The following is a 19,976-nucleotide window of genomic DNA, read 5'->3' as shown; positions in this document are numbered from 1 at the left end:
AGGAGAGCATTGCTCTCCTTTTTTTGTTCATGTGGCGTTATTTTTCTTCAAATATTTTAGACAGTGGAATGGAGAGTTTCGCGGCAAGATAGTCGTCAGACTCAATGAGCTGCGGACCAATTTTTTGCATCCATTCATCGTCTGGGCAGACATTACCAAGGTCTTGGCGGTCTGGAAGTGGATAGGGTAAATGACTATAGAAACTCCAAAAATCCACTTGCGATAAATTACGTACCAATACATAGCGATCGTCATCTGTGCGCTTAATCAAACTTTGCTTTTCAAATAAAGCCATGTAGGTTGGCAGTCGTCCAATTTCATCGCGACCTAAAACTTCAAGAGCTTCTTTCTCAGAAACACTTTCACCAATTTTTTGTTTTTTATAAAACAGTTCGAGTAAGTCCATCAGCATAATCACGGGATGGCGCTTTTGGTCCTTGCCTGAATTAAAGGCGGTGAGGGCATAACTGATTTCCACACCAATCAGTACAATATTCCAAGACAAAAATATCCAAAGTAGGAAAATGGGGACGGCAGCAAAAGCACCATAGACAATTTGATAACTGGTGAAGTTTGACATGACAAAGCCAAACAAATTTTTCAAAAGTTCAAAAACCACCGCACTAAATACACCGGCAATCAAAGCTGCTTTAATCGGTACACTTCGATTGGGGATGGTCCAGTACAAAATAAAGAAACCTAAAATGGTTAATGAAAAGGAGATGACCCACAGTAAAAAAGCACCATCGAGTTCATAACCAGCAAAATTATTACTCAGCACATTCATGGACGCCAAAGTTGATGACACTACAAAGGCACTGCCGAGTAAAATCGGTCCTAAGGAAATAATAGTCCAATAGCGCATGAAACCAATGATGCCGCCACGCGTTTCACGCACTCGCCAAATACGGTTAAACACGGTTTCGATACTGGTCAGCATCATCACTGTGGTGACGAATAAAAACAGCACACCAATGACGGTTAAATTGCTGGATTTGTCAGTAAAGGCATTGAGGGCTTTATCAAAAGCGATGGTGGTTTTTGGTAAGAAATTACTATAAATCAGTTGTTGTAACTGTTGACGTGCGGGTTCGAGGGCATTGATGGAAGAGATAATAACCAAGAAAACCGTCAACATCGGTACCACAGCAAACAGGGTGGTATACGTTAAAGAGCCAGCTTGTTCACGACAACGATCAGCCTCAAAGCGGCGAATGACAAATAAAATAAATTGAAACCATTTCTTGTCATAAAAGGGAAGTTTTTTTAAAAATGCTTCGATCATGCGTATCGGTCTCGAGTTATTTTATTCATGTTTATGCAATTTTCATGGTTTAGCTTAACCAAAAAATAGGAAAAATACCGTATAGTTTTCTTTTTTAATCGAATTAATAAAAATCATGCAAGCATATGTACTGGTGTTGTATTACAGCAAATATGGTTCTACACGGGAAATGGCGCATTTGATTGCCAATGGTATTGAAGCGACAGGTATGGCTGTGAAGATTCGCACTGTTCCGAATCTTTCGACTATGGTAAAAGAAGCTGAACCAAGTATTCCTGCTGAAGGTGATATTTATTGCACATTAGATGATCTGGCGAATTGTTCTGGCCTAGCACTGGGTTCACCAACACGTTTTGGCAATATGGCATCAGAAATGAAATATTTTTTAGATCAAACTACCGCGCTTTGGTTGAACGGGGCATTGCATGGTAAGCCGGCATGCGTATTTACCAGTTCAGGTTCAATGCATGGTGGGCAAGAAAGCACTTTACTGACCATGCTGCCGCCTTTATTTCATCATGGCATGATGATTATGGGTTTGAGTAATGCCCATCCTGCATTGTCGAATACTAAAACTGGCGGTACACCCTATGGTGCGAGTCATGTTAGTGGGGCACGCCATGATCAAACATTAAGTCAAGATGAACGTGCCTTATGTGAAGATCAGGGTAAACGACTGGGTGAAGTAGTTAAAAAATTAATTGCAGGATGATGAAATAAAAAAGAGCGTAGAAACGCTCTTATTTAATTTAGCAGCAATCAAAATTTGTCTTGATCTTCAGTTTTTGCTGCATCTTCAGGTTGAGATTCAACTTCAAAGCGTTGTTTGCAGGCCTTGCATTGGTAATCTAAAAATATATTTTGATCTACAATCACACCTGCTTTTTTACCAAAGCGATGGCCTAAAAAGCCGCCTGTGATGCCAACGCTAATCGCCCCAACAAATGTACCAATTGTCCCGCCCATAATCACGCCAAGTGGGCCAGCTGTAACACCACCAATGGCTGCGCCAATAGATGCGCCAGACGCAGCACCACCCACTGTGCCGGCTGCTGTTCCTGCACCGCTGAGTAAGACCCCACCAATTTTTTGTAAGTTTTGTTCGTGGTTACGTTTTTCAACATCTGTTGAACCGCATTTTGGGCATTTTACAGCGTGTTCCATCAATTGATTTTCTGTATTCATAACATCCTGTAGCCTTAATAAATAATGTGGCTGAATTTGTGTTGCAGCTTAAATCAATTTCAGGGTCAAAACCTTGACGAATATGATCAATCACTACATTTTCACTGAATTTTATCGATTTTCTGTAAAAGATGTTTAGTCAGCTTGTAACAAAGTGCCAAGAAAATGCTGGTTCTGTCACGGTTATGGCAGATTTAAAGCAAAAAAAAGAACACCGAAGTGTTCTCATTTTATTATCGTGCTGAAATAAATCAGTCACGAACAAATTCGACAGTACCATTTGCGAGTGATTTAACGCGTGCTAATGATTCTACGCGGTAGCCTTTTTCAAGCAAAATATCGCGGCCTGGTTGGAATGATTTTTCAATCACAATACCAATACCGAGTACTTCAGCGTCTGCTTGATGAATAAGGTCGGCTAAACCTAATGCTGCTTGACCATTAGCTAAGAAGTCATCAATGACTAAAACTTTATCAGTAGCGTTGATGTGTTTCTTAGAAATTGCAATCGTACTTTCAGTTTGTTTCGTGAAAGAGAATACTTTAGAGCGGTATAGATCGTCTTTTAATGTTAAAGACTGATATTTACGTGCAAAAATCACAGGAACACCAAGTTCAAGACCCGCCATAACTGCAGGTGCAATACCTGAAGCTTCAATGGTGATGATTTTGGTAATGCCAGCATCTTTGGTGGTGTTCTAAAAAGTATGCTGGCATCAGACATAGCCATAATTGACATAGAAGAATACCAAATCAAACACCTTAAAGTGGTTATCAAACTTCTTTGAGAAGCAGCAGGTCTTTCGAACGGCTCGTCGCAATCGGTGCCTAAGGCGACAGTTATTACCTTCTATGCCTACCGTATGCTGCTTGCCGATTTGTTTCTTGTCAGGCTTGAATGCGGTTATAAAGCTATCCCAGTTATCCATGCTAATAGAGCCATAGCTGACTTTCAGTTGTTTAAGACGGGCTCTTAGCTTCTTAGCTGTTTTCAAGTCACGTTTGCCCCAGACATAAGCGACAATCTCATTGGTAGCGCGGTCATAAGCATAAATAAGCCAAACTTTACGCTTCTTGCGATACACGTAAGTCCAAAACTCATCAACCTCTAAGCGTTCATAATAGCGCTTCTTAGGCGCAATCTTATAAACAGATGAGCCTATGGTGCTAAGCACTTTACCAATGCTAACTGAGGCTATAATAGCAATGTCTCTGACGCCACAGCCTCTCACTGTCATTAGCCGTATTTTATCTTCTATTCTAGAGTGACAGCCGTTATAAGTTAGGGCATGATCGCCAATAAACTGGCGTTTGCAGTCCTTACATTGATAGTTCTGCTTGCCATAGCTTTTTTTGCCGTTTTTCTTTAAACTGGGACTGTGACAGTCGGGGCAATTGATCTGTATTTGTGTCTTCATAACCTCAAATATATCATCTTGCTTCGGCTGTCACTCTCCTTTATTAACTCAGCATACTTTCTGATACACCACCGCATCTTTAAATAGACGGGCAAATTCTTGACCAATTTGCTGCATCATTACAGGGTCAATTTGGTGGTTCAAGAAAGAATCGACTTTCAGAACTTCTTCAGAGAGAACGATACCTTCAGCTAAGATTTTCTGTTCCAGAGCGTGCACGGGAGAATCCTCGAGGGGCAGGTGCTTTTTAAAGCAAAAGCGTATTTTAAAAAGCACCGAGAAAAATGCAAGCGAAATTGATCAAATCAATTAATTTGTTGCACCTTTATAGCCTGTCAAAAGTAGACCATATGAGGTTTTGTTGTCTTGATGCGATACTTTTACAGGTAAGTAGTCAAGTTTTGGAGCCAACCAGAAGGTGGTTTGACGACCCGGTTTATCATGTTTCATAACGACTTTAACTGTATCGAAACTGCCGTATGCAGTTGTGACTTTTTCAGTACCTTGTTTGACGAATTTACGGCCTTCAACTTCTTTGGCATCAGCAATATAGTAATTCGATTTCAAACCGCCTTTTTTCAGATCTTCACGGATTTGCAATTCGGCATTCAGTTCATCTAGCACACCAGACTTCCAAGCAAATGAACGTGCTTTGTCATCTTTTTTGGTGTTAATGGTTTTTGCACCAGCATTGAAATTGATGTTCATGGTGTTGTTGTGCACCAAAATTTTACTGGTACGGCTAAAGCTATTTGAATTAATTTGTGTGCCATTCAAACTAAAACGACTGGTTTCAGTTGCAGAGGCAATTGCGCCTGCTTTGGCAGCAAATATATAGGTCCAATTATTCCCAGATTGTTTCAGGGTACGTGTTGCTGAACCCATATTTTTACCGTTGTAATTAAACTGGTAGCTTGCTTGGAATGGACTCATGGCAAATGACTGACTTGAGAAACCAGTCAAAAGCAGTGTAGTCGATACCCCAGCAACAAGACCTAAATTTTTCAAAACTGAATGTGCCATAAGTATGGTTTTCCTATTCAATAGAAGTGCGGTGGGCTAAACCACCTGATATGTTTATTATGCGGCTGGATTGTGGAGAATCACGTCACAAATCCGTGCCTAATGTATATATTGTGTAGCGTTTTTATAGGTTCATGATGTCTAAGTACAGGATAAGTCTAGCTTTCCTTTTGCTTTATAGGCGTGACTTCATCGTCTTTTAAATTTGAATCATCCCAATCTTCAATCCGCTGTTGTGCCATTTTAGTAAACAGCGCTGTTAGATTAACGTTACCGATGACCACCAATTCAGCCTCACGTAAAACAGCATGATTGACATGGACTTTGCCTAGTGTGTCGATAATCGAGCGGCTTTTACCGAGCCAGCGATTCAGGTCTAAATACAGTAGGTCATCTTTAACTTTGATAACGTTCAGTTTTTCCAAAATCATACCCAATGGATCTTGGTTGAGTACTTTTTGATAGAACCATAAGGCCATGCGCACGCCCATCTTATACAGAACATTTGGATACTTCGCTTCAATCACTTGTGTATCGCTAATTTGTTCAAATACGATCAGTTGGGTTTGTTTGTTGAGTTCCATCTGTACCAGTTTTAAATCGACAGAGAGTGTAATGACCAGGCCGTTATAATCCAGTGTGGCATATAGTCGAAGCCAGTCATCGTGCAGATCGGCATGCAAGTCTTTGAGCATCTTCACATTATCTGTCACAAAGCGTTCAAAGGTCGCATTTAGGAACACTTGAGACATCGGGAATTCACGCTCATCTTCAATAAACCCTTCTGCTTTTTGGTACACTTGTCGTATACGTTTAGAGATATTGGAAATTAGCGTTTGCATAAGAGGCGCATCCTGGCAAATTATGATTTTTGACTGGGTGTATCTTGTCGATTTCTATAAAAAACACAAGGTTTTGATCTTGCAGTTTAGCAAAATAAATTGCACCATTTTCATGATTTTAATTGTGCGTTATCGATGTGTTGATGGATTTCTCATTTTCATAAAAAAATGAAAACGAGGTTTATTTTATACTGTTTTATGCAGTTTGGGGAATGCGGCAAATTGTCGGTTTAATGTGATGCTGAAAAAAATAACGTTTATGCCGTTGGTCAAAGAGTGGTGGAAAGATCCAGTTTTTACGACTGCGGTTTTACTGGCGGCTTTGTTACATCTGGCATTTTTGACAATGCAATTTACCATGCCGCAAGAAGGTGAATACAATACCAAAGAAATAGCCGTTTCTTTGCGTCCTGCCACCGATGAAGTAGAACATGCTGACTTTTTGGCACAAGCGGATCAACAAGGTTCAGGTACTTTTCGTGAATCACATCGTATGTCGAGTGATATGCCTGCACCCATGATTGAGCAGAAAGTGGGCGAGCAAAAAAATGAAGCACTTGAGCAATTACAGCAAAAGAAACAATTAAGCTTTGAAGAAAAAGTTTTAATGACCACTTTAAGTTGGCAAAAACAAGCCGAAGAAAATAGCCGTAAAAAAGCTGTTGAAGAACTCAATAGCCAGTTCCAAGCGAAAGCGGCTATGGTGGCAAGTATTGAAGCGCAATATTTACAACGCCAACAAAACTTTAGCCGTCAGCAAAAAATTAAAACCATTGATGGGATTCAAGCCAAGCAAGATGTATCGGCTGCCTACATGGAAAAATTCCGTCAAAAAGTCGAGTTTTATGGCAATCGCTACTATCCTGAAGCTGCTAAACAACAGCAATTATCAGGTGAAGTACGTCTGATGGTGATATTGAATACCAATGGTGGTATTCGCGCGATTCGTTTAATTGAAAGCTCAGGTTCGACTCTGCTTGATGACGCAGCGAAAACCTCGGTACGTAAAGCGGCACCATTTGGTCAGTTTGATGCCAAAATGAAAGATATTTCTGAATTACGTATTATACGGACGTGGCGTTTTGACCCTGCGGAAGCCGAGTTTGAAGTACGTTAGTTAACAGGTCGATTGATAGTGTCGAATGACCTCACAGACTTCGACACTAAAAAATTGATACCAGCTTTTTTTACCGAGGGCTTGTGCAGCTTGATGTTCTGCATCATTGTGCCATGCGTGAATATCCGCTAAATCCTTCCAATAAGACAATGCAATTTCGTTTTCACCTTCAGTCAACGCTTCAAATTTTTGGCAGTTGAATGTGGATAATGCTCGATCACGCATGCGCTGCGCTGTTTGAAAATACTTTGAATCGAGATGCTTAATTCGAGCTTTGAAAATTACGACATAGGTCATAGTGGTGGCATTTTATTTTTGTGTGAAAGCATGATGGAATAAAGGCATAAAAAAAGCGAGCCGTAGCTCGCTTTTTTTATTTGAGGACTTAATCTCGTTCTAGATATGGATTGTCAAAACCGAGTTTGGCCAAAATTTCGATTTCCAAAGCTTCCATTTCTTCCGCATCTTCGTCAGATGTTTCATGGTCATAGCCCATGAGGTGCAACGTACCGTGTACTAGCATATGAGTGAAATGGGTAAGGGCTGCTTTGTTTTGTTCACTGGCCTCACGAAGTACCATAGGTATACAAATGACCAAATCGCCAATTGGAAATGAATCCAAAATCGCAGCCATTTCATCTGGAAGATCACTCGGGAAAGACAACACATTGGTCGGTTTATCTTTACCACGATATTCCAAATTTAATTTGTGGCTTTCGTCATTATCTACACATGCGATGCCAATTTCACAATCACTTTGAGTTTCAATATGACGTAAAGCAGTTTCCACCACTTTTTTGATATGCGCACGTTTCACCACCAACTCAGGTGATTGAAAATTTTGCTGCAAGGAGAGATTAAGTTTCAAAATGAATCCTTAAATGGTTTAGTCCTGATGCTGCTCATCAGCTTTAGCATCATTGTCCGCAACTAAGGCTTCTTGACGTGCTTTGCGTTCAGCACGCTGTTCTGCCGTTAGGCGTTGTTGTTCGCTATCCCATCCTTCGTAGGCTTCAACAATTTTTTGAACCAATTGATGACGTACTACATCTCGGGAGTGGAAGCGAGTAATGTGAATTTCTTTAATTTTATCAATCACACGTAGCGCATGTGCCAAGCCTGATTGCTGACCACGTGGTAAATCGACCTGTGTAACGTCACCAGTAATGACCGCACGAGAACCAAAACCTAAACGGGTTAAGAACATTTTCATTTGTTCAGGGGTAGTGTTTTGTGCTTCATCTAAAATTACAAAAGAGTGATTTAGAGTACGACCACGCATGTAGGCCAAAGGCGCAACTTCAATCACTTGGCGTTCAATCAGTTTTGCAACTTTTTCAAAGCCCAACATTTCATACAAGGCGTCATATAAGGGCCGCAAGTAAGGGTCAATTTTTTGGGTTAAATCACCAGGTAAGAAACCGAGTTTTTCACCCGCTTCGACCGCAGGACGAACCAGTAAAATTCGCTGAATTTCATTGCGTTCTAGCATATCGACAGCAGCGGCCACAGCTAGGTAAGTTTTGCCTGTACCAGCAGGGCCAATACCAAAGGAAATATCGCTTTGTAAAATACGTTGCACATAGCGTTTTTGGTTGGCACCGCGTGGGTTAATTCGACCTTTACGTGTTTGCAAGTAGACATTGTCTAAACCTGAATGTTCATTCTCAGAAAAATCTTCCTGAATTTCACGATCGGTTTGACTGCCTTGAATCATCATATGCAGTGTATCTGCACTGATTTGTGGGTTGGTTTCGGACTCTTCATATAAACGGTGAAGGAGGCTTTCGGCTCTCTCAACCGCATCGATTTCCCCATCGACAAAAAATGCATCTGCACGATGGGAAATTTTGACTTCTAAACGTTGTTCAATTTGTTTGAGATGACCGTTATAAGCACCGAGCATGCTTTGTAAACGGTCAAGTGGAATACCAGCAAAAGTTACAGTACGTCGAATCGCTGCAGTCAAGAGAATTCCTTTATATGGTCTGACGATTAGTCTTACATTACGCCACGTCAGGCTCAAGATTCAAGAGTTCACCATAAACAAACTTCAAAGTTTTAATGTCGGTAATTTCGATTTCAGCAAAACGACCTACCCATGCAGGATCACCGATGAAGCTCACCAAACGAGTATTGTCAGCAGTACCAATCAATAAGTTTGGATCTTTGTCTGAAACAGACTCTACCAAGACACGTTGAATCGTGCCTAACATCGCGTCGGTCTTATCAATACTGGATTGTTTAATCCATTGTTGAACTTTCGCTAAACGCTCTTTTTTCACATCTTCAGAGGTCGTGTCTTCAAGTTCAGACGCAGGTGTACCCGGACGTTTTGAATAAATGAAGCTATAAGAATGGTCAAAGTCCATATCTTTAATGAATTGATAGGTTTCTTCAAAATGCGCATCTGTTTCACCAGGGAAACCAATAATGAAGTCTGAAGATAAGTGCATGTCTGGACGAACTTGACGCAAACGTGCAATTTTATCGATATACACATCAATGGTGTGGTTACGCTTCATGGCTTGAAGTACGTCGTTTGAACCGCTTTGAACAGGTAAATGCAAATGAGAAACCATCTGAGGTAAATCACGATAGCATTGAATCAAATCATCATTAAATTCTAGTGGATGTGAAGTCGTGTAACGAATACGTCCAATGCCCGGAATTTCGGCCACTAAACGCAGTAACTCTGCAAAGGTGCAAATATTACCTTCGAAGGTTTCACCACGGTAACCATTAACGTTTTGACCTAAAAGACTGATTTCACGGACACCTTTTTCAGCCAAAGTTGCAATTTCAGCCAATACATCATCCAGTGGACGTGATACTTCTTCTCCACGTGTGTAAGGAACCACACAGAAAGAACAGTATTTTGAGCAGCCTTCCATAATCGAGACAAAGGCTTTAAAACCTTCTACACGCGGTTCCGGCAAAAAGTCGAATTTTTCAATGTCAGGGAATGAAATATCCACCAATTGAATTTTTTCTTTTTTCGGCTTAACCACTTGTTCAGTGTGTTGATCCAGCATTTGCGGTAAACGATGCAAAGTTTGTGGGCCAAAGACCATATCGACATAAGGCGCACGTTTTTGAATGTTGTCGCCTTCTTGAGAGGCCACACAACCACCGACACCAATCACAAGATCAGGATTCTTTTCTTTTAGTTTGCGCCAGCGACCCAATTCAGAGAACACTTTCTCTTGTGCTTTTTCACGAATCGAGCAGGTATTCATGAGCAGAATATCGGCTTCTTTCGGATCATTGGTTAGGACGTAACCGTGTGAATCACCTAAAAGATCGCCCATACGTTGACTGTCATACTCATTCATCTGACACCCTTGCGTTTCGATGTACAGTTTTTTCACTGAGCCATCGTTGGCAGGGGTGTGCTGTGGCTGGGTTACAGTGTTTTCTGAGGCAGCTTGGGCACCATTGGGAATGAAGGTTTGAACCGTCATGTAGGCTCCTAAAGGAATTTTATGAAAATCAATAAACCATACGTGGCTGACAGACAGATCAATAGTTGAAATGTGCAGCTGCGGAGGTCAAAAAAGAGGATTTTAAGAATGCCCGATATTTTAGCAGCAATTGAGGGCAAACTTACAGCTTAAAATAACAACTGGCTCATATTGATTTATGGAGTAAAAATGTTTGAAAATTAATATTGGGTAATCATAAGGTTACACAACAGAACACAATGCTGAGTTTAGAATTATTAAACTAATTCCGAGTAAGGTTAGATGTACTGTAATTGGACAGATTGACATGAAAGAAGGCAAGTGGATGTTAAAACAGAAATTTACACAGAAAAATTACTATAAATTGCTGGCTTTAACTGTGGCTGCATCCGGACTTTCATTGTCAGCGTATGCTGCGGATGAGCAATTTAATGATGCTTTACGAGCGGCCAATTCAGGCAACATCTCTTTGCTCCAGCAATATCAATACTCAATGCAAAATGATGTTTTGGGCTACTACCCAGAGTATTGGATTTTGAATAATAATTTGGCTTCGCAACCTGCTAGCGCCATTACAAGTTTTGCGCAGCGTTATCCGCAATCGGCAATGGCTGAAAAACTTGCTGCCGATTATGTTGAAGAAAAAGTAAAACAAGCAGACTTCGCAACTGCACAGCCCGTCTTGCAATACGTTTCAAATGCGGATCGTGCGGAAACCTGTGCGATTGCTCAAGTACGTGCCAAATCTGGCGATCCATTGGTCTACGCCGAATTTAAAGATGTTTGGCTGACCACCAATTCGCAACCCGACTCATGTACAGGCTTAGGCCGCATGATGTTGTCGAGCCCATTAATGACGAAAGATGATCGTCATCAGCGCATGTGGGGGCAATTGCGTGCAGGGCAATCCGGTCAGGCCATTGCAACTGCACAAACCATTGGTGTGAATATTAGTCTTGCCCAGCTCAATACCATTCAAGCCAATCCATTAAATTACCTTTGGGCAGCACCCAAAGCGACGGCAGAAGATCATGCTTATCTGATTTATGCGATGGGGCGCTTAGCGGATTCAGATTTAAATGGTGCAATGTCATCTGTTAAGCGTGCTGCGGAAGGCACACCTGAAAGCGTACAAAAAGCGTTGTATCGCAGTGTCGGTTATATTGGTGGAACCACGGTGATGAAAAACAATTTCAACCGTGAAGTGCTGAACTATTTAGATGCCAGTTATGGTTTGCCGTTTAGCTCAGAAGAAGCTGAAATTTATGCACGTCAAGCCATTCGTTTTGGTGCATGGGAAAGTTTGATTCGCGCCATTGATGCAATGAATGTGACACAAAAGCAAGAAGATCGTTGGCAATATTGGTTGGCACGTGCTTCAGAGCAGCGTGGCGATGCCTCTTCAAAACGAACGGCACAAGACATTTATCGAAAATTAGCAGTGGGGGATGATTACCATAATTTGTTAGCACGTGACAAAATTGGTCAGTCTTATAACAATATTCCGTCAAATGTGCAGCCTAGTGCACAGGATGCGCAGCGATTGAGTCAGGATATTCATTTTAATCGTGCCTTTGCATTGCGCAATATTAATGCATCTGACAGCTATATTAACCGTGAATGGAACTGGGCTGTCCGTCAGGCCTATTTAAAGCATGATGATGGCATGATTCTTGCCGCAGCTAAACGTGCAACTGATATTGGTTGGTATGATCGTGCAATTTATGCGGCAGATCGAACCACCAATAAACACAATTATTCTTTACGTTATGCAATGCCACATCAAAGCTATGTGGTGAGTCATAGTCGAAATGCTGGTATTGATCCAGCATGGGCTTACGGTTTGATGCGTCAAGAAAGTCGCTTTGTGACGAGTGCGCGCTCTCATGTTGGAGCAGGTGGTTTGATGCAAATTATGCCAGATACTGCAAAACTGGTCGCGCGACAAATGGGAGAGAGTTATAACCCAGCCGCATTGAGTGATATGAATACCAATATTCGTTATGGTACTTACTATTTATCAATGATTCAGCGTCAGCTGAGCAATAGCCCAGTTTTAGCAACCGCGGGATATAACGCAGGGCCGAATCGTGCACGTCGCTGGCAGCCAGAATACCAAGCGATTGCAGCGGATCAATATACGGAATCGATTCCGCTGACTGAAACCCGCGACTATGTCAAACATGTGATGACCAATGCAACGCATTACGGTTTACTGCTGGGACAAGGGCCGCAGTCAATTGAAAAGCGTATGCAAATGATTCCGTTACGTAGTACGCAATAAGTTTTTTAATTTTATCGTTTTTTAACACGTATCAACACAGGTAATTGATTGATGCCGAGACTTGAAAACAGACCTGCATTTCGGGTACTGACATCACTACTGTTAGGTAGTGGTGCGGGACTTTGCATGTCTGTGTCTTTGGCAGCACCTGTGGTTAATGGATATGTGATGGATGTGCAAATGGTCCCTGCAGTTTGTGCTTATGACCCATTAAAAAATAAAAAGCGCAAATGTTTGGAAGGCTATTCTTTAAATATTACGGGTCTGTATCCAGAGACCAATAGCAAAGATTGTACAACCAATAGTTCACCTAAGCTGCCACCATTACAAGCCAAAGTGGTGGCGCGAATTATGCCCGATGAAAATGCGCGTGTTGCGCTTTGGCATAATATAGGGGGCTGTGTACCAATGAATGCGAGTCAGTATTTCCGTACCGTGATTAACCATGCAGACAAGCTGAAAGTTCCTGAAGAATTAACCAGTCAGGAAACACGTGTCATGCAAGTTGGCGTTTTACGAAATAAGATGGTACGTATGAATAGCGGTTTGGCTGGACAAAGTATAGAGTTTAATTGTATGCAGACCCACGGCAGTAGCATGCTGACTGAAATTCAAATTTGTTATAAAAACAATGGTCAGTACAAACATTGCCCAACCACAGTTGTGGGAAATTGTCCAGCTTCATTCACAATTAAAGGTTCGTTTTAAGCTTTTTTCTGCATTTTATTTGTATTTCCTATCATACTTTTGTTGAAAAGCATTCTCTTTTACATGCAACTGCCAAAAGATTGGAGTACAATCTTTGCCGTTTATGATTATTAAGATTAGATAGAACAGCTATTTAATCATTATGACCTTCCTCAATTGGAGATAATTACATGAAGCAAGCAGTTCGTGTTGCCGTTACTGGCGCAGCTGGTCAAATCGGTTATAGCTTATTATTCCGTATCGCAAGCGGTGAAATGTTGGGTAAAGACCAACCAGTTATCCTTCAATTATTAGAAATTCCAGTTGAGAAAGCTCAACAAGCGCTTAAAGGCGTAATGATGGAACTTGACGACTGCGCATTCCCTCTTTTAGAAGGCATGATCGGTACTGATGATCCTAAAGTTGCATTCAAAGATGCTGACTACGCTCTTTTAGTTGGTTCACGTCCACGTGGTCCAGGCATGGAACGTGCTGACCTTCTTAAAGTAAACGGTGAAATCTTCATCGGTCAAGGTAAAGCGCTTAACGAAGTTGCTAGCCGTGACGTTAAAGTTCTTGTTGTAGGTAACCCTGCAAACACTAACGCTTACATCGCAATGAAATCTGCTACAGATCTTCCAGCGAAAAACTTCACAGCGATGCTTCGTCTTGACCACAACCGTGCGTTAACTCAATTGGCTCAAAAAGCTGGTGTTGCAGTTTCTGACATCAAAACTATGACAGTTTGGGGTAACCACTCTCCAACAATGTATGCTGACTACCGTTTCGCGACTGTAAACGGCGAAAGCTTAAAAGACAAAATCAACGATGCTGCTTGGAACAAAGATGTGTTCCTTCCAACTGTTGGTAAACGTGGTGCTGCGATTATCGAAGCACGTGGTTTGTCTTCTGCTGCTTCTGCTGCAAATGCTGCAATCGACCATATGCGCGATTGGGCTCTTGGCACAAACGGCGAATGGGTAACTATGGGTATTCCTTCTGATGGTTCTTACGGTATCCCTGAAGGCGTAATGTTCGGTTTCCCTGTAACTTGCGAAAATGGCGAATACAAAATCGTTCAAGGTCTTGAAATCGATGAATTCAGCCGTGAGCGTATCAACTTCACTCTAAATGAGCTTGAAGAAGAACGTGCAGCAGTTGCTGACATGATTAAATAATTTAGTATTTTACTAAGTTAGAAAAAGCACTCCTTTTGGGGTGCTTTTTTTTATTAAAAATTGAACAAAAAATAACAACTCATGTAGATGATGTAACTGACACTCGTCAGGCTTCGCGCTAACTTAAAAGAATAATAAGCATAGGCTGAAGGAGAACATAATGTTTGATCAACAACCGACCTTGGAGCTTTTTTTTGATCAATTGGGGTTGGACTCATCCGAGCAGGGTATTGAGCAATTCATTGAGACCCACCAGTTGACCATGGATATTCCTTTGCACGAAGCGGCATTTTGGACTAAGTCACAGCGAGATTTCATTATTAGTCATTGGAAGAAAGATGATGAATGGGCCATTGTGGTCGATGTGTTAAATGAGCAATTGCATACAGAACATAAGTTATCAGGGTCATGCAAAATCTAAATACAATTTGAAACAACAAACCTAGCAGTTTTGCTAGGTTTTTTAATCAATATCTTATAAGTTAATTAAATAATAAATGACAGATTAGTTGATAAGGAGGGCGAGATGCTCAATCAAAATAAACCATCCTTAGAATTATTGTTTTCTCAATTGGGGTTAGCCAATAGTGCGGCTGCGATCGAACTTTATGTACGTACGCATCAATTGCCGGCCAATGTATCTTTGCACGATGCACCATTTTGGAATAAGTCTCAGCGCTCTTTTCTCATTAGTCATTTGGTTCAAGATGATGACTGGGCAATTTGGGTAGATGAACTGAATCAGCAGTTACATATGGATGCTTATAAATTACAGCCAGTCTAAGTCGTTTCTTCGAATAAAAAAAACACCTCATAGGAGGTGTTTTTTTTATTTAATGCATTTTACTTTGGCATAACTGATTAAACCAATCTTCTTGATGAAAGTTTAAGAATGATGGGTGTTCCAATAAGGTCGCCATTTCAAATTCTGATGTTTTGCAATATTTGTTTAACCAGTGTCGAGTCATTGCGGGCTCATTTTTAACGGCAGAAGCGTATGCTAGATAGAAATAAATACCGCCATGCTCAGCTTTGGACATTGGCTTCATAATTTGCTGCGTAATCAGAGCATAACGTTGCTCTTGGGTAATTTCAAAGAACACCATATAGGCTTTTGCTAAATGCAGCGATAAATCAATATACAAAGCCATCGGCATTTCTTCAAATTCCATACGGCCTTGTTCTAGCAGCACAATCGCTTCCTGAAGGAAATGCACTTTTTCCTGTTGGTTTTTACTGATATCGACTAATTGTAGACGAAGATCAGCACGTTCCAGTGCTAATGTTGGCGTATTCGCTTGTAAGAACAATTGATCAGTTTCGCCAATACGCTGAATGATTTGCTTGGTGTTTTGACGCATCGGGGAATCCTCATCTATGAATGCCTCATATATGAGGATAATTTAAAATTTTTAAAGGATGGAATAGTGATTACCACAACGTACTGTCATTACGTAGCCATGCTGTAATCGATAAGCGCTGATGCTTGGCTTTGAGAACCTCATGTAGTAAATCACTTTGGAATAACGCAATGCGGTTGGGTTTAGGCTGCACAATGTGCCATTTGTCATTTTTATCTTGTAGACGTAATTCGCCGCCCCAATCTGCTTGCCAATTTTCATGCAAATAATAAACCGCAGAAATGACACGGCCATTTTTACCTTGTGGATTGTCACGGTGCAGGGCGTAGTACTCGCCGGCGTTATAACATGCAAAATGGGCTTCTACATCTTGAATACCCGAATAAAATGCCCGATTGAATTCTTGTGCGAGGGCGTTTAAAGCTTGAATATGTTGTTGTGCGTATTCTAAGTTTTCATTGATCCATAAAATATGATCACTGCGAATATTGCTGACCACGCCATTTTGAATGGCTGCATCACGGAACTGATTTAAGTTGGAAAGACACTCTTCAACAAGTGCATGTATATATGTGGGTGTATAAGCATCATCAATAATTGTAAAACCGTGTTGATCTAAATCATCAAGAATTTGATCAACCGGCCAAGACTTTGGGAGATAGGCTGCTTCCATGTACAAAACCCCTAAATAGAGCAGAAAAAAGGTGACGTATTCTAGAGCAAGAATAGCATCGGAATGAAACTATTTTTCATGCTAAAATATCCGTTGATATCAGGAATTAATGAAACATGAATTACCGTCACCATTTCCATGCTGGCAACTTTGCCGACGTCATGAAGCACGTTTTGTTGCTTCAGTTATTGAGTCGTCTCAATAATAAAGATAAACCTTATCGCTATGTAGATACGCATGGTGGTGCAGGTAAATATGACTTGTCGACTTCTGAAGCGCAAAAGTCTGGTGAGTTTTTAAATGGTATTCATCGTTTGGTTAAACTTGATGATTCAATTAAACGTAATGCGCCTGAAGGTGTTCAACAATACTTAAAAGTTGTTGAAAAGATGCGTGAAAACTTTGGTAAAGGGGCATATCCAGGCTCACCATGGTTTGCGCTTGAAGGGATGCGTGATATTGATAAAGCAACAATATTTGAAATGCAGCGTGATGTATTTCAGCAGTTGCGCCACAATATTTTTGATAAACGTGCTGGTCTGCATGAACGTGATGCTTATGAAGGGCTTTTAGGGGTTATTCCACCAAAAGAGAAGCGCGGTTTAGTCATGATTGACCCACCTTACGAAATTGAACGTAAGGATTTTCCACAGCTAGTAGAGCTATTAGTTGCTGCTTATAAAAAATGGCCGACAGGTGTTTTTGCAGTATGGTATCCAATTAAAGATCGCGCGATGATTGAACGTTTTGAAAAGAAAATGTACAAAACCGGTATTCGTCGTCAGTTGGTATGCGAAATTTGTGTGTGGCCTGATGACACTCCAGTTGGTTTGAATGGTTGTGGTTTACTGGTGATTAACCCACCTTGGAAATTCTCAGAAGATGCTGATGAAGCGCTACAATGGTTATTCCCACATCTTCGTATGAACGAAAATGGTGGTCATGCTGCTGTACGCTGGTTAGTTGGCGAATAACAGTTATATTTAAATAAGAAAATAGGTCACAGTTAGGATCAAAGAATGACAAATACCAATAAACCTGAACGGGACATTTCTTCGAAGGATGAAAATGCGTTTGATGGCATTACATTTGAAGTTGAAGAAGAGGAACATACCCATGAAGGGCAGAAAGTGAAGCGTCGTGGGATCTATCTGTGGCCAAACCTGATTACAACCGCTGCGTTGTTGTCAGGTTTTTACTCCATTATTGCGAGTATGAATGGTGAATTCCAACAAGCGATTTATGCCATTTTTATTGCGGCATTATTTGATGGTTTAGATGGTCGCGTCGCACGTGCAATTGGTGCACAAAGTCCATTTGGTGAGCAATTTGACTCATTGTCAGACTTACTGGCTTTTGGTGTTGCACCGGCTATTTTGATGTATAGCTGGAGCCTTAATGATTTAGGTCGTATCGGCCTGGCTGCATGTTTTGTTTATACCGCATGTGCAGCTTTCCGTTTGGCGCGTTTTAACGTACAAATTGGTGTGGTCGATAAACGTTATTTTATTGGTGTTGCAAGCCCATTGGCTGCTGTGATGATTATTTCATTGGTTTGGGTTGGTCTTGATATTCCAGAAGTATTTGATTTGCGTGAGCGTGGTATTCAAGCAGTTAACGCTGTAGTCATCATTGCGATTGGTTTATTGATGATTTCGAATGTGAAATATTATTCATTTAAAACAGTGGATCGTCGTCGAGTTCCTTTCGCAGTGCTACCAGTGATCGTCTTTATTTTAGCGGCGGTGACTTACAATATTCCTGTAGGAATTTTGGTACTTTCTGTTATCTATGCATTATCAGGATTTGTTACCACTTTAATGGCCAAGAAGAATACAACAGTATGAGTTAGTTCAATGTAGAAAGGAGCTTGATATGCAGTTGCTTATGAATCTAGTCGATGAATCGAAACAACTCAATCAAGCTCGTTTCCCATTTGATCTGGCATATCACCCGCCTAAAGGTTGGTTTAAAATTATTCATCAAGGATTGGTAATTCCAAACCTACCTGCACCGCTACATTATTTTAATTTCATCACCATATTAGGACAGCCTAATATTCCTATGATGCGTAATGCATCCGCAATTCATACTACGTCACTTGATACCGCAACGGTTATTAGTAGTATTAGCCCACAAATGGTTGGACACTTTCATAGTTATTCTTTAGAAAATGAATGTGAAATGCGAGAAGGATATTTTCAATTTGCAAATAGAGAAACACTGACAGGCTCTTTTCCTGAATTTCATTTATACCGCGAGGATGATGAGCTTGAAGTAGATTTACAGATTATCACTAAGCCCATTCTTTCACATTTTAGTAAACTTAAATTAGGGCTATTTGAACATTGGTCACTCCTTTGCGAATGTCGCGGTAGCATTCGTTATAAAGAACAAAGCTTTCAAATTAATCAATTAGGCGCTTTTGAATATGCTCGAGCGATTAATATCCCATATTTACCTTTGTGTTTTTTTACCTATCAAATTATTAATCTAAAAGATCAACGCCAACTATTATTGGCACAGTTGAGAAATAACTTTAATCAAATTATTCAGTCGCGAATTTATCTGCGTGAAGTGTCGTCAGTGAAAGCCGTAATGTTTGATGAAAAGGTGTTATTTAAAGTGCATCGTGTTTATCCCAAAGTGACTACGCCTAATCATCAACACATGTATTTGCCCCGAGAGTTTGAGTGGCAATTTAGCGATGGAGAAACCACTATTCAGATTCAAGCACAAAGTCGCGGAGATTTTAAATTTGGTTTAGCTGCAGGATATGTGGGGAGTTTTAACTATCAAGTTAAAATTAATGATTATGAGGAAGAGGGAACAGCGGGTTATTGTGAATACATTGATTGCAGGCCGCTCAAATGGCAAGAAAAGAAAAAGGAAGCAAAAAACACAGAACAACAGCTAGAAACAGCACCAATAGCATTAAAAAAGTAGAAAAAAAGCCCATTTTGCAGAATAAATAAACAAACGTTGCCTATTTTAAAAAATAAATGGGAAAAGGTGTTGCGTTGGGTAAGAAATGCTGTAGAATGCACATCCATCGGCGGTAATGAAGATTAAAACTTCTGATAAAACAGTGACTTAGTTAAGATTGATTAAGTTGGGTTTTAGAAAGAAAGTTTAAAATAATTTGAATTACTAGTTGACACTTTAGAAATAAAGCGTAATATAGCCGACCTAGCTTGCTGGTGACGAATCAGTAAGAAGATCATTAAGAGATTATGAAGAACAACTTGTGTGGATTTTTACTAGTTGATCAGTCGAAATTATTTTCATTGATTGATGGTAGAAATTACTCGAAGTTTATTTGAGAAATTAATGTCAGAAAATTGATGAGCCAAGATTGGTAGCCTTTAAGCTACTATTGATTTTAAACTGAAGAGTTTGATCATGGCTCAGATTGAACGCTGGCGGCAGGCTTAACACATGCAAGTCGAGCGGATGAAG

Annotated in this window: 21 protein-coding genes, 1 rRNA gene and 2 pseudogenes; 11 read left to right on the top strand and 13 right to left on the bottom strand. The window is 40.6% G+C overall.

Going from position 1 to position 19,976, the window contains the following annotated elements:
- Positions 1-37 precede the first annotated feature (37 nt).
- Complete coding sequence (locus A9J31_RS05070; protein WP_067762879.1) at positions 38-1,285, bottom strand: YihY family inner membrane protein; 1,248 nt, start codon at positions 1,283-1,285, stop codon at positions 38-40.
- A gap of 115 nt (positions 1,286-1,400) precedes the next feature.
- Here A9J31_RS05070 and wrbA point away from each other — a divergent pair, with 115 nt between their 5' ends.
- On the top strand, positions 1,401-1,997 hold the full coding sequence (gene wrbA / locus A9J31_RS05065; RefSeq protein WP_067762878.1) for an NAD(P)H:quinone oxidoreductase: 597 nt from the start codon (positions 1,401-1,403) through the stop codon (positions 1,995-1,997).
- Between the two features lie 47 nt (positions 1,998-2,044).
- Here wrbA and A9J31_RS05060 read toward each other — a convergent pair whose 3' ends face one another.
- From A9J31_RS05060 to A9J31_RS05040, 6 genes and pseudogenes are all read right to left on the bottom strand, one after another.
- The gene (locus A9J31_RS05060; protein WP_425394345.1) at positions 2,045-2,449 is read right to left on the bottom strand and encodes a hypothetical protein; all 405 of its coding nucleotides are present in this window, start codon (positions 2,447-2,449) and stop codon (positions 2,045-2,047) included.
- A gap of 272 nt (positions 2,450-2,721) precedes the next feature.
- Positions 2,722-3,159 (bottom strand): annotated as a pseudogene (locus tag A9J31_RS05055) (xanthine phosphoribosyltransferase); the annotation flags it as partial.
- A 27-nt stretch (positions 3,160-3,186) separates the two neighbouring features.
- Positions 3,187-3,888, bottom strand: coding sequence for an IS1 family transposase (locus A9J31_RS05050; RefSeq protein ID WP_067762875.1), 702 nt, complete (start codon positions 3,886-3,888; stop codon positions 3,187-3,189).
- Between the two features lie 72 nt (positions 3,889-3,960).
- Positions 3,961-4,107: pseudogene (locus A9J31_RS15330) on the bottom strand (xanthine phosphoribosyltransferase); the annotation flags it as partial.
- Between the two features lie 90 nt (positions 4,108-4,197).
- Positions 4,198-4,911: a DUF3108 domain-containing protein gene (locus A9J31_RS05045; RefSeq protein WP_067762874.1), complete on the bottom strand. Its 714-nt coding sequence runs from the start codon at positions 4,909-4,911 to the stop codon at positions 4,198-4,200.
- Between the two features lie 158 nt (positions 4,912-5,069).
- Positions 5,070-5,753: a hypothetical protein gene (locus tag A9J31_RS05040; protein WP_067762873.1), complete on the bottom strand. Its 684-nt coding sequence runs from the start codon at positions 5,751-5,753 to the stop codon at positions 5,070-5,072.
- A 259-nt stretch (positions 5,754-6,012) separates the two neighbouring features.
- Between A9J31_RS05040 and A9J31_RS05035 the strand changes: the two genes are divergently transcribed.
- On the top strand, positions 6,013-6,870 hold the full coding sequence (locus A9J31_RS05035) for an energy transducer TonB (RefSeq protein WP_213029708.1): 858 nt from the start codon (positions 6,013-6,015) through the stop codon (positions 6,868-6,870).
- On the opposite strand, the gene A9J31_RS05030 is transcribed toward A9J31_RS05035, so the two are convergent.
- From A9J31_RS05030 to miaB, 4 genes are all read right to left on the bottom strand, one after another.
- A complete protein-coding gene (locus A9J31_RS05030) occupies positions 6,871-7,167 on the bottom strand; it encodes an antibiotic biosynthesis monooxygenase family protein (protein WP_067762871.1) in 297 nt (98 codons plus the stop codon).
- An 88-nt stretch (positions 7,168-7,255) separates the two neighbouring features.
- Positions 7,256-7,738: an rRNA maturation RNase YbeY gene (gene ybeY / locus A9J31_RS05025; RefSeq protein ID WP_067762870.1), complete on the bottom strand. Its 483-nt coding sequence runs from the start codon at positions 7,736-7,738 to the stop codon at positions 7,256-7,258.
- Positions 7,739-7,756: 18 nt separating this feature from the next.
- Positions 7,757-8,839 carry a PhoH family protein gene (locus A9J31_RS05020; protein ID WP_067762869.1) on the bottom strand — a complete coding sequence of 361 codons (1,083 nt, stop codon included), beginning with the start codon at positions 8,837-8,839 and terminating at the stop codon, positions 7,757-7,759.
- A 37-nt stretch (positions 8,840-8,876) separates the two neighbouring features.
- Positions 8,877-10,334: a tRNA (N6-isopentenyl adenosine(37)-C2)-methylthiotransferase MiaB gene (gene miaB / locus A9J31_RS05015; RefSeq protein WP_067762868.1), complete on the bottom strand. Its 1,458-nt coding sequence runs from the start codon at positions 10,332-10,334 to the stop codon at positions 8,877-8,879.
- A 307-nt stretch (positions 10,335-10,641) separates the two neighbouring features.
- Here miaB and A9J31_RS05010 point away from each other — a divergent pair, with 307 nt between their 5' ends.
- The 5 genes from A9J31_RS05010 (at position 10,642) to A9J31_RS04990 (ending at position 15,267) form a co-directional block, all read left to right on the top strand.
- Positions 10,642-12,618 carry a lytic transglycosylase domain-containing protein gene (locus tag A9J31_RS05010; RefSeq protein WP_067762867.1) on the top strand — a complete coding sequence of 659 codons (1,977 nt, stop codon included), beginning with the start codon at positions 10,642-10,644 and terminating at the stop codon, positions 12,616-12,618.
- Between the two features lie 126 nt (positions 12,619-12,744).
- Positions 12,745-13,326 (top strand): ribonuclease T2 family protein, encoded by a 582-nt coding sequence (locus A9J31_RS05005; protein ID WP_171256671.1) that lies wholly within the window; start codon positions 12,745-12,747, stop codon positions 13,324-13,326.
- 170 nt (positions 13,327-13,496) lie between these two features.
- On the top strand, positions 13,497-14,483 hold the full coding sequence (locus A9J31_RS05000) for a malate dehydrogenase (RefSeq protein WP_067762865.1): 987 nt from the start codon (positions 13,497-13,499) through the stop codon (positions 14,481-14,483).
- A gap of 160 nt (positions 14,484-14,643) precedes the next feature.
- Entirely contained in the window at positions 14,644-14,904 is a 261-nt protein-coding gene (locus tag A9J31_RS04995) for a DUF2789 family protein (RefSeq protein ID WP_067762864.1), read from the top strand.
- Between the two features lie 105 nt (positions 14,905-15,009).
- A complete protein-coding gene (locus A9J31_RS04990) occupies positions 15,010-15,267 on the top strand; it encodes a DUF2789 family protein (protein WP_067762863.1) in 258 nt (85 codons plus the stop codon).
- A gap of 49 nt (positions 15,268-15,316) precedes the next feature.
- On the opposite strand, the gene A9J31_RS04985 is transcribed toward A9J31_RS04990, so the two are convergent.
- Together A9J31_RS04985 and A9J31_RS04980 are read right to left on the bottom strand one after the other, a co-directional pair.
- The gene (locus A9J31_RS04985) at positions 15,317-15,844 is read right to left on the bottom strand and encodes a hypothetical protein (RefSeq protein WP_067762862.1); all 528 of its coding nucleotides are present in this window, start codon (positions 15,842-15,844) and stop codon (positions 15,317-15,319) included.
- Between the two features lie 70 nt (positions 15,845-15,914).
- Positions 15,915-16,517 (bottom strand): 2OG-Fe(II) oxygenase, encoded by a 603-nt coding sequence (locus tag A9J31_RS04980; RefSeq protein WP_067762861.1) that lies wholly within the window; start codon positions 16,515-16,517, stop codon positions 15,915-15,917.
- A 116-nt stretch (positions 16,518-16,633) separates the two neighbouring features.
- Here A9J31_RS04980 and A9J31_RS04975 point away from each other — a divergent pair, with 116 nt between their 5' ends.
- From A9J31_RS04975 to A9J31_RS15755, 4 genes are all read left to right on the top strand, one after another.
- A complete protein-coding gene (locus A9J31_RS04975; RefSeq protein WP_067762860.1) occupies positions 16,634-17,491 on the top strand; it encodes a 23S rRNA (adenine(2030)-N(6))-methyltransferase RlmJ in 858 nt (285 codons plus the stop codon).
- 45 nt (positions 17,492-17,536) lie between these two features.
- Positions 17,537-18,364: a CDP-diacylglycerol--serine O-phosphatidyltransferase gene (pssA, locus tag A9J31_RS04970; RefSeq protein ID WP_067762859.1), complete on the top strand. Its 828-nt coding sequence runs from the start codon at positions 17,537-17,539 to the stop codon at positions 18,362-18,364.
- 28 nt (positions 18,365-18,392) lie between these two features.
- Complete coding sequence (locus tag A9J31_RS04965) at positions 18,393-19,463, top strand: DUF6670 family protein (protein WP_067762858.1); 1,071 nt, start codon at positions 18,393-18,395, stop codon at positions 19,461-19,463.
- Positions 19,464-19,901: 438 nt separating this feature from the next.
- A 16S ribosomal RNA gene (locus A9J31_RS15755) occupies positions 19,902-19,976 on the top strand; the annotation flags it as partial.

Origin of the sequence: Acinetobacter gandensis (genome assembly GCF_001678755.1) — a bacterium.
In the GTDB taxonomy this organism is placed as follows: Bacteria; Pseudomonadota; Gammaproteobacteria; order Pseudomonadales; family Moraxellaceae; genus Acinetobacter; species Acinetobacter gandensis.
Note: the sequence above shows the minus strand (reverse complement) of the source record. Positions and strands in the feature narration are given on the sequence as shown.